We start from the raw sequence: 13,451 nt of genomic DNA, 5'->3' as shown, positions 1-13,451 counted from the left end.
GAATGAAACTGATACTTGCAACAATGATGATCGTTCTGGCTGGTACTGCAATGGCTGAAGAAGCACGTAAACCTTTGTTTACGGGCCAATTGGGGGCTGCGCCAGTTCAGGTCGTGTATGAATACCTAGGCAATCGACTCACCAACGAATTGGGTATTGGTGAGTATCAACGATTAGCCATCCAGCAAACTTCGGCGGGGCCTGAAAACTTTAAAAAAGTGAATATTGAGCTGCAAATGCAGGGCTTGATGGACGATTCTGTCCGCACACAGCGTTTTCAGTTGGGTTTGAGTTTTGACGATGCCACTTCGGTCTGGCTGATTGATTCGGCAAAGCAAGATTGGCAATGCCGCCGTGGTAACAGCAAGGGCTGGACGCAAAAACCGTGTAAATAAACCGTCGAAAAATGGGGGCTTAGCCCCTGTTTTTTTAGTGTGCATTTTTTGATTTGAGTTTGGATAAAAATCAATGAGCTTTATGAAAGACAAAGCACCGACAGTGCGGCATTTATTTCGTAATTTCTGGCGAATTGCCAAACCGTATTGGGTTTCCGAAGATAAATTCTACGCTTGGGGTTTGCTTGCGTTAGTGATTGCTTTGTCACTCGGGTTGGTGTTTATGAGCGTGCAGTTTAATAGCTGGAATCGCGAATTTTATAACACACTTCAAAACGTCGATGCCGTGGCTTTTAAAGCTGCACTGATTAAGTTTGCCTACTTGGCCTTTGCTTATATTGTGATTGCGGTACACGCGATTTGGTTTCAGCAAATGTTGGAAATCCGTTGGCGCAAATGGGCGACTTTGCATTACACCCAAAAATGGTTGAACGAGAATAATTTTTACCGCCTGCAACTGACTGATAAAGATACCGATAACCCCGATCAACGTATTGCCGAAGACGTTGGCCAGTTTGTGTCAATTTCTTTGTCGCTCTCATTAGGCTTATTGCGATCTGTGGTCACCTTAGTGTCATTCATCGGCATTTTGTGGGTACTCTCAGGGCCGCTGACTTTTATGTTGGGTGGTCGCGAGGTTTCAATTCCAGGTTATATGGTTTGGGTTGCGATCATTTATGCATTGATTGGTACCGGCATCACGATTTTGCTCGGGCGCCCTTTGGTTGGCCTCAATTTTATGCAACAACGCTACGAAGCCGATTTCCGCTTTGGTCTAGTGCGCGTGCGTGAGAATGCAGAGTCAATTGCGATTTATGATGGCGCGAAAGACGAGCAAGAGCGTTTGGGTTATCGTTTTGTGAATGTGGTCAGCAATTTTTGGTCGCTGATGCGGATGAATAAACGCCTGACTTGGTTTACTTCATTTTGGGGGCAATTGGCGATCATCTTCCCGTTGATTGTCGCTGCGCCGCGTTTCTTTTCCAAAGAAATTCAGCTTGGTGATTTGATGCAAATTAATTCAGCGTTCGGTCAAGTGTACGGCGCACTGGATTTTATTATTGGTAGCTTTAGTACGCTGGCTAATTGGAAGGCGGTGATTGATCGTTTAACGACGTTTGAAAATAGTATTAATAAGGCAAATGCTTTGCCGCGTATTTCGCCCAAGCCGATTGCACAAGGTCTGCAAGTCGCCAATTTATCGGTGAGTAAACCGAACGGCGACCCGCTACTTGATCGGCTTAATTTTTCGCTCAAAGCCGGTGATTCCTTGCTGATTCGGGGTCAATCCGGCTCGGGTAAATCGACCTTGTTGCGTGCTTTGGCGGGTATATGGCCTTATGCCCAAGGTGAATATAGCGTTCAAAGCAATACTAAGAGTTTATTTTTGTCGCAAAAACCGTATATGCCACTCGGTAGTTTGCGTGCCGCGCTGTATTACCCCAATGTGGCTGAGCAAGATGATACGCAAATTGCGGGTTTACTCGCTTTAGCAGGATTAAGTCATTTAATGCCGCGCTTGGATGAGACCGATGCTTGGTCACACGTCCTGAGTTTGGGTGAACAACAACGGATCGCTTTGCTGCGGGCGATCTTGGTTAAACCAGATTTTCTCTTGATGGATGAGTCTACGTCTGCACTTGATGCCGATGGCGAAGCGCGACTTTACCGTGCTGTTGCTGAGACGATGAAAGACGGCGTGATGATTAGCGTTGGCCACCGTGCGGGCTTGGTCGAATACCATGCTCAAGTGTTGGAATGCCAAGGGCAGGGCAAGTGGGCGCTCAGCTCTTAAACAATTGAACCACAGAGACGCAAAGGCACAGAGACAAGCGAGTCGCTAACTCTGTGCCTTTGCGTCTCTGTGCAGGTTTTTTATTTTCTTGGATTTTAAAATGTTAAAAAATGATACCTTTCTGCGCGCCTTAATGCGTGAGCCTGTTGAATACACTCCGGTGTGGATGATGCGCCAAGCGGGGCGTTATTTGCCTGAATATTGCGCAACTCGCAAAAATGCGGGTTCATTTTTGCAGCTTTGCAAAAACACCGAGTTGGCAACCGAAGTCACCTTGCAACCGCTCGATCGTTTCCCGCTGGATGCGGCGATTTTGTTCTCGGATATTTTGACTGTTCCCGATGCGATGGGTTTGGGCTTGTATTTTGCTGAAGGCGAAGGCCCGAAATTTGAGCGCACAGTGCGTACTGAAGAAGACGTTGCCAAATTGTTTGTGCCAGACGTTGGCACTGAGCTGAAATACGTTACTGATGCTGTGAGTTCGATTCGCAAGGCATTGGATAATCGCGTGCCATTGATTGGCTTCTCGGGCAGCCCATATACGCTAGCGTGCTATATGGTTGAAGGTGGCTCATCGAGTGATTATCGTACTATCAAAACCATGATGTATGCACGTCCAGACCTTTTGCACCGTATTCTAGAGGTCAATACCCTAACGGTGATTGATTATTTAAATGCACAAATCGAAGCGGGTGCGCAAGCGGTGCAGATTTTTGATAGTTGGGGCGGCTCATTGCCATTCGGCAAATATCAAGAGTTCTCATTGCAATACATGGCGCGAATTGTGGCGGGCCTCAAACGCGAGCACGATGGTCGTAAAGTGCCGGTGATTGTGTTTACCAAAGGCGGTGGTCAATGGCTGGAAGACATCGCCGCAACGGGTTGTGATGCGATTGGTCTCGATTGGACTACGGACATCGGCGAAGCACGCCGCCGTGTGGGCGATAAAGTCGCTTTGCAGGGTAATTTTGACCCTGTGGCGTTGTTTGCGCCACCAGCAGCGATTGAAGCCGAGGTGGAACGAATCTTGACAAGCTACGGTGGCGGAGACGGTTTGAAAACGGGACATGTGTTTAATTTGGGACACGGAATTTCGCAATTTACTAACCCAGATCATGCTGCTGCATTGGTCGCCGCAGTGCATCGTTTTTCGGGTAAAAAGTAAATCTTACAGCTTGTATTGAAGTTGTAATGAATATGAAAATCAATGATTTATCGGCGTTTTATGTAGTCTTGCATTGTGAAGTTACGGTAAGTTATGCACATTTTGTATTGGCCTGGTTTTTGACTTGTCAATCCCCTTTTAAAAAAATGATGTAAAACGTTGACAAACATAAGTCATTGATTTTATTTGTTTTATTTTTGTGTTTAATTTTTGAGCAACCTAGCCGTAGCCCCATTTTTACTGGGGATAATCGGATTTTTGACAAGTTGCCCACAAAATTACCCACAGAAACTGTGCATAACCCGAATAGCAAACAATTTACGCAATAAAGAGAGAAAAAGTGGCTAGTTTTGCCCTCGTTGCGCTTGACGTACCACTCAAAAAACTGTTTGCGTATGAGGTGGTTAACTTTACGGTTGCTGTAGGCTCGCGGGTGTTGGTGCCCTTTGGTCCGCGGCGATTGTCGGGTGTCGTTATGGATGTGCGGGACGATGCTGCCGATTTTACTGGCACGCCTAAATCCATCATTACCGTATTCAACGACCTGCCTGCATTGTCGGCTGATACCCTGCAACTATGCCAATTTGTGGCTGACTATTATCATTATCCGATTGGTGCTGTTGTTTCAGCGGCGCTGCCAACGGTATTTAGGGCCAATTCACTGTTTTCCGAGCCGGCGGCCGCTTCGGTGTATTTTGTCGAGGCGCTGGATGCGCTACTTAATCAGATTTCAAAACGAGCGCACGCTCAGCGTAAAGTCGCAGAAGCCCTGTTGGTGCCACACACACCGGCGGCACTTCGCCGATTGCACGATAGCGCGTGGCGTTGGACCAAGGCTTGGCATGAGGCCGGTTGGGTACAAGCAGCCGCCGAGGAAAAATGTGTCGGCGCAGCGAGTCCTGAATTACCTTTAAATGCTGAGCAAGCCGCAGCGGTCGATGAGTTGGTGCAAGCTAAAGACTTTATGCCGTTTTTGCTCTATGGCATTACCGGTAGCGGTAAGACCGAAGTTTATCTCCAAACGATTTCTCAGGTATTGGCGCGCGGTTTCCAAGTATTGGTCTTGATTCCCGAGATTAATCTCACGCCGCAGCTCGAAGGTCGTTTCCGCGCACGCTTCCCTGGCGTTCGGATGGCGGCATTACATAGTGGATTGAATAATACCGAACGCGCGGTCAATTGGCTGGCAGCGCTTCGCGGTGAAGCGCAGATTGTACTGGGGACACGGCTGGCGGTGTTCACGCCGCTGCCTAAGCTCGGCATGATTATTGTCGATGAAGAGCACGATCCTTCGTTTAAGCAGCAAGAGGGCTTGCGTTACTCAGCACGTGATGTGGCGGTCTATCGAGCGCGCCAAGCTAAAGTGCCAATTGTGCTGGGTTCAGCCACGCCGAGTATCGAGAGCTGGGCGAATGCTAAAGCCAAGCGTTATCGCTTGTTGCCGCTAACTCAGCGGGCGGTAGCTGGCGCGGTTTTACCTAAAATTGTACTTTTGCCCACTAAGAATGTGGGCTTAGTCGATGGTTTGCATGTGATGGCTTTGGCGGCGATGCATGCGGCATTGGAGCGCGGCGAACAGGTTTTAATCTTTTTGAATCGGCGCGGGTTTTCACCGGTATTGCAATGTGGTGAATGTGGCTGGATGGCGAGTTGTTCGCACTGCTCCGCGCGCTTGGTGCTGCATCTCAAAGAGCGCCGTCTGCGCTGCCATCATTGTGGTCATGAAGAAGCGATTACGCATGCCTGCCCTGATTGTGGCAATCACGATTTGAAACCGGTCGGGCAGGGGACGCAGCGGCTAGAAGAATCGTTGCCGCAGCATTTTCCGGGCAAAAAAATCCTGCGGATTGATCGCGATTCGACGAGCAAAAAAGGTGAGCTCGACGCTGCGCTGGCACAAGTGCATTCGGGTGAGGCCGACATTATTATCGGTACACAAATGCTGGCCAAAGGGCATGACTTTGACCGACTCAATTGTGTCGTCATACTGAATGCAGATACGGGGTTGTATAGCGTTGATTTTCGCGCTGAAGAGCGTTTATTTGCCTTGCTAACGCAGGTTGCGGGACGGGCAGGGCGGCGCGAGTCGCCAGGCGAAGTATTTATCCAAACCGCTTTTTCAGATCATCCGTTTTATCATCAGCTGTTGGCTCGCGATTATGCGCCGTTTGCTAACCGCACTTTAGAAGAGCGCAATATGCTGCTCTTGCCGCCAGCGAATGCATGGGCGTTATTTCGTGCAGATGCGCCAGAATTGGAGCAAGCTTTGGCGGCGCTGGCCAATATTCGTAAGTGTATTTCGCCCGAGCCAGATTTGGTGTTGAACCAACCCGTGGCGGCGACGATGTTAAAAAAGGCGGGTGTAGAGCGGGCGCAGCTTTTAATTGCTGCGAAATCGAAGGTGCAATTGCAAGCGGTATTGGGCGAGGCTCTGCCGACGATTCAAGCCTTGAAACTCGGGAAAGTACGCTGGACATTGGATGTTGATCCAGTCGAGGTTTAGATGTATTTTCTTCTGGCTATTGATTCATAAAGGCTGCGAGTAAATACCTAGGGAATAAAAAAGCCAGCTTTAAAAGCTGGCTTTTTTTGGGGGTAATCGAATCAGACTGCTTGATCGTTCGTCTCGCCAGTACGAATCCGCACCACATGCTCAACTGGACTCACGAAAATCTTACCGTCGCCAATTTTGCCAGTGTGGGCTGCTTTAATAATGCCTTCAATCGCGGTATCGACTTGATCATCCGATAAAACCACTTCGATTTTTACTTTTGGCAAGAAATCTACAACATATTCTGCGCCACGATACAGTTCGGTGTGACCTTTTTGACGGCCAAAACCTTTCACTTCAGTAACCGTCAGGCCAGAAATGCCGAGCTCTGAAAGTGCTTCACGTACTTCATCGAGTTTGAAGGGTTTGATAATGGCTTCGATTTTTTTCATATTTAGTCTCGTATTAGGTGTTGATCAGCGTTGAGCGAGTATAGCTTTGCCGGTGAAAGGGCGGCAAATACTGTTCAATAAAAAGGTAGGAACAGAACAGTATCTATTTGTCCCTTTATAAACACCTTGCGGAAATCCGGCTAGATGAATGCTGATTGAATTCATCGACTTATTAAGGTTTATGTATAGTTTTTACTAAAATGACTAGACGACCCTAAAGTTGTTCTGTAAGATGCGGGTCTTGTTGGGGGGTTGGCGGAATTGGTAGACGCACTGGATTTAGGTTCCAGCGCCGCAAGGTGTAAGAGTTCGAGTCTCTTATCCCCCACCAGAACATGGATGCATAGCATCAAAACTGAAGAGCCACTTAGCGAAAGCAAGTGGCTTTTTTGCGTCGATTGAAAGTGGTCGCCTTTGACTTGAAATACGCACTGGTAGCCTAATTTAATAAAAAACGCTGATTTTCTGAGTGTGTTGCATCTGAATTTCACGCTGGGCGGTAGATGGTCATGGGCTGGGGATTTTGCTATAATGCTCAGCTTGACTGGATAGAGCTGTCAGAAATGCGCTTTATCAGAAGAATTTGTGGTGATTAGGTCGGCTAAGCGGTATTTAGGAGCTCAGTCTGACGTAAATTTGCTTCATTTATTTTATTGATTAATTTTCTTCCGAATCAATTCGGGATACGTTTGAGGAATACTGGTAATGCAAGCACAACTGGAAACCCTGAGCGCTCTAGAGCGTCGTTTGTCCATTGCGGTACCGCGCGAAGAAATCGCTAAGCAAGTTGATGCCCGCCTCAAGCGCGTAGCTAAGACCGCTAAAATCGACGGTTTCCGTCCAGGTAAAGCACCTTTAAATGTTGTTTTCCAAAGCCATGGCTTCCGTATTCAGGAAGAGGTGTTGGGTGAAACAGTTGAGCGTAGTTTTGGCGAAGCGGTTGTTGAGCAAAAGCTCCAAGTCGCCGGCTACCCACGTTTTGAAGCAAAACAAGACGTTGCTGAAAATGGCCCATTTGAATTCTTGGCTACTTTTGAAGTTTACCCAGAAATCGTGCTGGGTGACTTGAGCGCTGTTGAAGTTCAAAAACCAACTTTGGTTGTTGGTGATGACGAAGTCAACAAAACCATCGATATCTTGCGTAGCCAACGTACTCGCTTTGAGCGCGTAGAACGTGCAGCAGCAGCAGGTGATCGCGTAATTATCGATTTCAAGGGCACGATTGATGGCGTTGCCTTTGCTGGTGGTTCATCAGACAACTACGCATTCATTATTGGTAACGGCCAAATGTTGCCTGAGTTTGAAGCTGGCGTTGTTGGTATGAAAGAAGACGAAAGCAAAGACGTTACTGTTGCATTCCCTGCTGATTACCACGGTAAAGATGTTGCAGGTCAAACTGCAGTATTTGCAATCACAGTTAAAAACGTCGCAGCGGCTAACTTGCCTGCGCTCGATGCTGACTTTGCAAAAAGTTTGGGCATTGAAGATGGCGACGTAGAAAAAATGCGCGCTGAAGTAAAAGGTAATCTAGAGCGTGAAGTGCGTTTCCGCTTGAAGTCTCGCGCAAAAGAAAACGCGATGAGTGCTGTAATTGAAGCTACGCCGCTTGATCTGCCACGTTCATTAATTTCTCTTGAAATTGGTCGTTTGGTTGAAGGCGCGCAAGCTGACTTGCAACAGCGTGGTATTGATCCGAAAACGGTTCCGTTCCAACCTGCATTGTTTGAAGCACAGGCTCGTCGCCGCGTTCACCTCGGTTTGGTGTTGTCTGAGCTGGTTGAAGCTGAAAAGCTAACAACTCAGCCAGAACAAATCAAAGCTATTATTGAAGATTTGGCGCAAAACTACGAAGATCCAAGCGAGGTTGTGGCTTGGTACTACGCTAGCCCAGATCGCTTGTCAGGCCCAACCAATATGGCGCTTGAAGACAATGTGGTTGAGTTTGTTTTGTCAAAAGCTAAAGTAACTGAACAAGTTGTCGCTTTTGATGAATTAATGGGTCAGCAAGGTCAATAATTTAAACTGAGAGGTTGGAATGTCCAGAATGGAATTTGATCCGCAAAATATTGGTTTAGTACCTATGGTCGTTGAGCAAAGCGGCCGCGGTGAACGTGCATACGATATTTATTCACGCTTGCTGAAAGAGCGGGTTATTTTTCTGGTTGGTCCAGTGAATGATCAAATGGCAAACCTTGTGGTGGCCCAGTTGTTATTCTTGGAATCAGAAAATCCTGACAAGGACATTTCGCTGTATATCAATTCACCGGGTGGCTCTGTCACTTCGGGGATGGCGATTTACGATACGATGCAGTTTATCAAACCGGATGTCTCTACTTTGTGTATTGGCATGGCGGCATCGATGGGTGCATTCTTGTTGTCGGGCGGCGCGAAAGGTAAGCGCTTCACTTTGCCTAATTCACGCATCATGATTCATCAACCGTTGATTGGTGGTCTACAAGGCCAAGCTTCGGATATTGAAATTCATGCCCGTGAATTGATTAAAACGAAGCGTACTTTAAATGAGTTGCTAGCCAAGCATACCGGTCAAGATATCGATACCGTTGAGCGTGATACTGATCGTGATAACTTCATGAATGCAGAAGAGGCAAAAGCCTATGGTCTGGTTGATGAGGTGTTGGCTTCTCGGTCAGGTCTGGCAGCTTAGTCACCAGCTTCAACCTAAGTAGCCGCCAGCCTGTCTGGCGGCTTTTCTTTCCTCAGCGCGTTTTATTCGGAATGGCTGTTCATGTCTGATAAAGAAAAATTATTGTATTGTTCCTTCTGCGGCAAAAGTCAGCATGAAGTGAAAAAGCTGATTGCAGGCCCGCAAGTCTTTATTTGCAACGAATGTATCGATTTATGCAACGATGTCATTCAAGAAGAAGTTAGTGATTTGCTCGCTGGCCCTGTGACGACCACAGACGGCAAGCGTTTGCCAAAGCCAACTGAGATTCGTGATGACTTGAATCAGTACGTTGTGGGTCAAGAGCGGGCGAAAAAGATTCTATCGGTAGCGGTATATAACCACTACAAACGCTTGTCGACTAAAGGCAAGGCGGATAATGAAGTTGAGTTGGCAAAATCTAATATTTTGCTGATCGGCCCAACTGGCTCGGGTAAAACTCTGCTCGCGCAAACGATGGCCAAATTGCTTGATGTGCCGTTTGTGATTGCTGATGCGACGACATTGACAGAAGCTGGTTACGTTGGTGAAGACGTTGAGCACATTATTGCTAAGTTGTTAGCGCAGTGCGATAACGACGTTGAAAAAGCGCAGCGCGGCATTGTTTATCTCGACGAAGTCGACAAGATCGCACGCAAATCAGAAAACCCATCGATAACACGTGACGTATCGGGTGAGGGTGTTCAGCAAGCTTTACTAAAACTAATTGAAGGTACTGTAGCTTCAGTGCCGCCAAGTGGTGGTCGTAAGCACCCAAATCAAGATTTGCCGAAAGTGGATACGACAAATATCTTGTTTATCTGCGGCGGTGCATTTGAAGGTTTGGATAAAATCATTCGCAATCGCTCTGTGAAGGGTGGCATTGGGTTTGGTGCAGAAGTTAAATCTAAAGATGAACGTAAGAACATCGGCGAATTGCTGCATGAAGTTGAGCCAGATGATTTGATTCGTTTTGGCCTAATTCCAGAGTTTGTCGGTCGTTTGCCTGTTGTGGCTACACTGGCTGAGTTGGATGAAGCCGCTTTAGTGACGATTCTGACTGAGCCGAAAAACGCACTGATCAAGCAATATCAAAAATTGTTTGAAATGGAAGACGTTGAACTAGAAATCGGCACCGAAGCACTCGCTGCGATTGCGCATAAAGCAATGGAGCGCAAAACTGGTGCACGTGGCTTGCGCTCTATCGTTGAGCAAACGTTGCTCGATACGATGTTTGAATTGCCTGCGATGGAAGGGATTGCCAAAGTTGTAGTGAGCAAAGAAGTGATCACTGCATCGGCCAAGCCTGAATTTGTGCCAGTTACTGCGGAAATGAATGTAACAAGTAAATAAAAACTTGTATTACTCTCGCCCGCAACAGGTTCCTTGATCTAAGGCGCTTAATGCGGGCGCGATTGTTTATGGCATTGCGATTGAATTTAATCGCAATGACCTCATATTGTGAACATACTCTCGATCAGGTCATCCCAATATGTCTGAGCATCAATTACTCGCGGTTGAATCTACATCGTTCCCAATGCTGCCATTGCGTGACGTTGTAGTATTCCCACACATGGTTATTCCTCTTTTTGTTGGCCGCCCAAAATCGATTAAAGCGCTCGAAGCGGCAATGGAAGGTGGAAAACATATTTTATTGGTCGCGCAGAAAAACGCATCCAAAGATGAGCCAACTATGGCTGATCTGTATCCGGTGGGTACAGTGGCTACGGTGCTGCAATTATTAAAGTTGCCTGATGGTACGGTCAAAGTACTGGTTGAAGGTGTGCAACGTGCGCTGGTTGAGTCTTTTCAAGATGAAGATGGTTTTTACCAAGCGATTGCCACACCGCAAGCATTGGCGGATGAAGGCAACCACGAGGCAGAAGGCATGCGCCGTGCTTTACTGTCGCAATTTGATCAATACGTTAAATTAAATAAAAAAATCCCACCAGAGATTTTGACCTCTTTGGCTGGCATCGAGACTGCGGGTCGCTTAGCCGATACCGTCGCTGCACATTTGCCGTTGAAATTAGAGCAAAAACAAGCTGTGCTTGAGATGGAAGATGTTGCGGCGCGAATGGATCATTTGCTCAAGCAATTAGAGTCTGAGCTCGATATCCTGCAAGTTGAAAAGCGCATCCGTGGCCGTGTAAAACGCCAAATGGAAAAAAGCCAGCGCGAATATTATTTGAACGAGCAAGTCAAAGCGATTCAAAAAGAACTCGGTGAGCTGGATGAAAACGCCGATCTCGATGAATTAGAGAAGAAAATTAAAAACGCAGGAATGAGTAAAGAAGCGAAGGAAAAAACCGAAGCTGAATTGAAAAAACTGCGCATGATGTCGCCGATGTCGGCTGAATCCACGGTGGTTCGCAATTACGTTGAAACAATGCTTGGCCTGCCTTGGAAAAAGAAAACCAAGATTAGCAAAGATCTGGCTGCGGCTGAAACCGTTTTGGATGCCGATCATTATGGCCTCGATAAAGTCAAAGAACGTATTGTTGAGTATCTCGCAGTGCAAACGCGAGTTGAAAAACTAAAAGCGCCGATTTTGTGCTTAGTAGGTCCTCCTGGGGTGGGTAAAACTTCGCTGGGTGAGAGTATTGCTCGTGCTACGAATCGTAAGTTCGTGCGCATGGCTTTGGGTGGCGTGCGTGATGAAGCTGAAATTCGCGGTCATCGCCGTACGTATATCGGCTCGATGCCAGGTAAGATTTTGCAAAGCATGAGCAAAGTTGGCGTGAAAAATCCACTGTTCTTGCTAGATGAAGTGGATAAATTGGGCAGTGATATGCGTGGAGATCCTTCTTCTGCTCTGCTAGAAGTGCTAGATCCTGAGCAAAATCATGCATTTAGTGATCACTACTTGGAAGTGGATTACGATCTCTCGGATGTCATGTTCGTTGCAACTGCCAATTCACTGAATATTCCTGCTCCATTGTTAGACCGGATGGAGATTATTCGCCTATCGGGTTACACCGAAGATGAAAAAGTGAATATCGCGCTGAAATATCTGGTGCCTAAGCAAATGAAAAATAACGGCGTCGCAGAAGGTGAGTTGCTGATTGCAGACACTGCAGTGCGCGATATTATTCGTTACTACACGCGTGAGGCGGGTGTGCGTAGCCTTGATCGGGAAGTGGCAAAAATTTGTCGTAAAGTTGTTAAAGCTTTGTTGATGAAGCCAAGCGATAAAAAAGTCAGCGTTACGAATAAAAACTTGGATAAATACCTCGGTGTGCATCGTTATGAATACGGTGTGGCAGAGCTCAAAAATCAAGTGGGTCAAGTGACCGGATTGGCGTGGACTGAAGTTGGCGGTGAATTACTGACTATTGAGGCTGTAAAGTTGCCTGGTAAAGGCAAAATGATACAGACAGGGCAATTGGGCGATGTGATGCAAGAGTCGATCCAAGCGGCTTTATCGGTGGTGCGTACACGCGCTGTGAGTTTGGGTATTGATCCTGAGTTTTACCAAAAAAATGACATGCACATTCACTTGCCTGAAGGTGCCACGCCGAAAGATGGTCCTTCTGCGGGTATTGGCCTGGCAACAGCATTAACCTCTGTGTTGACAGGTATACCTGTACGTTGTGATGTGGCGATGACGGGTGAAATTACCTTGCGTGGTGAAGTACTGCCAATTGGTGGATTGAAGGAAAAACTGTTAGCGGCTCATCGAGGTGGCATCAAGCATGTGCTCATTCCAGAGGGAAATGTCAAAGATTTAGCTGAAATTCCCGACAATGTGAAGCGAGGACTTGCTATTCATTCCGTCAAATGGTTTGATGATGTATTGGCGCACGCTCTAGAACGAATGCCCGAAGCCGCAGAGATTATTGCAGCGGAAGTGGCTGTGCCAGAGAGTGCTGAAGCAGCGCAGCCAAGTACGAAACATTAATAATTTTTATCGTTGGTGTAGTGGAATACGTTCAATTACGTCGAAACTACCCAACAAAGTACCATGCTAGGTTGACATGTATTTTTGTAGCTTGATATAAAGCTTATAGCAAAAAACAATACTGTTTAGTCCAATCAAATTGAAAGGGGATGTAAGTGAATAAATCTGAACTCATCGACGCTATTGCTGAATCTGCTGGCTTATCTAAAGCCGCTGCAGGTAAAGCACTTGATGCAACTATTGAAGCCATCTCTGGAGCCCTGAAGAGTGGCGACGAAGTGACTTTGGTTGGCTTTGGTTCTTTTTACGTTTCTGAGCGTGAAGAGCGCACGGGTCGTAATCCACGCACTGGCGAAAGCATCACAATCGCTGCCGCAAAACAGCCTAAATTCCGTGCTGGTAAATCTTTGAAAGACGCAGTTCAGTAATTTCTGCTACTTCTTGCATGAACTGATAACACTGCATGGTTAAGAACCACTCATGTAGCTAATCAATGGAGTGGTAGTTCAGTTGGTTAGAATACCGGCCTGTCACGCCGGGGGTCGCGGGTTCGAGTCCCGTCCACTCCGCCAAAAAATCCCTAAGGGCAA

10 protein-coding genes and 2 tRNA genes are annotated in these 13,451 nt (G+C 47.0%); 11 read left to right on the top strand and 1 reads right to left on the bottom strand.

Annotated features, from left to right (window positions below):
- Positions 1-2: 2 nt before the first annotated feature.
- From K4H28_RS09410 to K4H28_RS09395, 4 genes are all read left to right on the top strand, one after another.
- Positions 3-395: a hypothetical protein gene (locus K4H28_RS09410; protein ID WP_221004956.1), complete on the top strand. Its 393-nt coding sequence runs from the start codon at positions 3-5 to the stop codon at positions 393-395.
- Between the two features lie 73 nt (positions 396-468).
- Complete coding sequence (locus K4H28_RS09405) at positions 469-2,190, top strand: ABC transporter ATP-binding protein/permease (RefSeq protein WP_255573489.1); 1,722 nt, start codon at positions 469-471, stop codon at positions 2,188-2,190.
- 100 nt (positions 2,191-2,290) lie between these two features.
- On the top strand, positions 2,291-3,355 hold the full coding sequence (hemE, locus tag K4H28_RS09400) for a uroporphyrinogen decarboxylase (RefSeq protein WP_221004955.1): 1,065 nt from the start codon (positions 2,291-2,293) through the stop codon (positions 3,353-3,355).
- Positions 3,356-3,695: 340 nt separating this feature from the next.
- Positions 3,696-5,858 (top strand): primosomal protein N', encoded by a 2,163-nt coding sequence (locus K4H28_RS09395; RefSeq protein ID WP_221004954.1) that lies wholly within the window; start codon positions 3,696-3,698, stop codon positions 5,856-5,858.
- Positions 5,859-5,959: 101 nt separating this feature from the next.
- Here the strand turns inward: K4H28_RS09395 and K4H28_RS09390 are convergent, their stop codons facing one another.
- Positions 5,960-6,298 carry a P-II family nitrogen regulator gene (locus K4H28_RS09390; RefSeq protein WP_028448814.1) on the bottom strand — a complete coding sequence of 113 codons (339 nt, stop codon included), beginning with the start codon at positions 6,296-6,298 and terminating at the stop codon, positions 5,960-5,962.
- A 246-nt stretch (positions 6,299-6,544) separates the two neighbouring features.
- On the opposite strand from K4H28_RS09390, the gene K4H28_RS09385 reads away from it, so the two are divergent.
- The 7 genes from K4H28_RS09385 (at position 6,545) to K4H28_RS09355 (ending at position 13,433) form a co-directional block, all read left to right on the top strand.
- Positions 6,545-6,629 (top strand) — tRNA-Leu (locus K4H28_RS09385).
- 374 nt (positions 6,630-7,003) lie between these two features.
- Positions 7,004-8,314 carry a trigger factor gene (gene tig, locus K4H28_RS09380; protein ID WP_221004953.1) on the top strand — a complete coding sequence of 437 codons (1,311 nt, stop codon included), beginning with the start codon at positions 7,004-7,006 and terminating at the stop codon, positions 8,312-8,314.
- A 19-nt stretch (positions 8,315-8,333) separates the two neighbouring features.
- Complete coding sequence (gene clpP / locus K4H28_RS09375) at positions 8,334-8,963, top strand: ATP-dependent Clp endopeptidase proteolytic subunit ClpP (RefSeq protein WP_373312736.1); 630 nt, start codon at positions 8,334-8,336, stop codon at positions 8,961-8,963.
- An 81-nt stretch (positions 8,964-9,044) separates the two neighbouring features.
- Positions 9,045-10,313, top strand: coding sequence for an ATP-dependent Clp protease ATP-binding subunit ClpX (gene clpX, locus K4H28_RS09370; RefSeq protein WP_221004951.1), 1,269 nt, complete (start codon positions 9,045-9,047; stop codon positions 10,311-10,313).
- A 139-nt stretch (positions 10,314-10,452) separates the two neighbouring features.
- Positions 10,453-12,861: an endopeptidase La gene (gene lon, locus K4H28_RS09365; protein ID WP_221004950.1), complete on the top strand. Its 2,409-nt coding sequence runs from the start codon at positions 10,453-10,455 to the stop codon at positions 12,859-12,861.
- A 155-nt stretch (positions 12,862-13,016) separates the two neighbouring features.
- Entirely contained in the window at positions 13,017-13,289 is a 273-nt protein-coding gene (locus K4H28_RS09360; protein WP_221004949.1) for an HU family DNA-binding protein, read from the top strand.
- Positions 13,290-13,356: 67 nt separating this feature from the next.
- Positions 13,357-13,433 (top strand) — tRNA-Asp (locus K4H28_RS09355).
- Positions 13,434-13,451 lie beyond the last annotated feature (18 nt).

The organism is Deefgea tanakiae (assembly GCF_019665765.1).
Classification (GTDB): Bacteria; Pseudomonadota; Gammaproteobacteria; order Burkholderiales; family Chitinibacteraceae; genus Deefgea; species Deefgea tanakiae.
Note: the sequence above shows the minus strand (reverse complement) of the source record. Positions and strands in the feature narration are given on the sequence as shown.

Coding starts and splice junctions, on each gene's coding strand:
- K4H28_RS09410 (WP_221004956.1), top strand. CDS start 3: ATGAAACTGATACTTGCAACAATGATGATCGTTCTGGCTGGTACTGCA.
- K4H28_RS09390 (WP_028448814.1), bottom strand. CDS start 6,298: ATGAAAAAAATCGAAGCCATTATCAAACCCTTCAAACTCGATGAAGTA.
- clpP (WP_373312736.1), top strand. CDS start 8,334: ATGTCCAGAATGGAATTTGATCCGCAAAATATTGGTTTAGTACCTATG.
- K4H28_RS09405 (WP_255573489.1), top strand. CDS start 469: ATGAGCTTTATGAAAGACAAAGCACCGACAGTGCGGCATTTATTTCGT.
- tig (WP_221004953.1), top strand. CDS start 7,004: ATGCAAGCACAACTGGAAACCCTGAGCGCTCTAGAGCGTCGTTTGTCC.
- lon (WP_221004950.1), top strand. CDS start 10,453: ATGTCTGAGCATCAATTACTCGCGGTTGAATCTACATCGTTCCCAATG.
- clpX (WP_221004951.1), top strand. CDS start 9,045: ATGTCTGATAAAGAAAAATTATTGTATTGTTCCTTCTGCGGCAAAAGT.
- hemE (WP_221004955.1), top strand. CDS start 2,291: ATGTTAAAAAATGATACCTTTCTGCGCGCCTTAATGCGTGAGCCTGTT.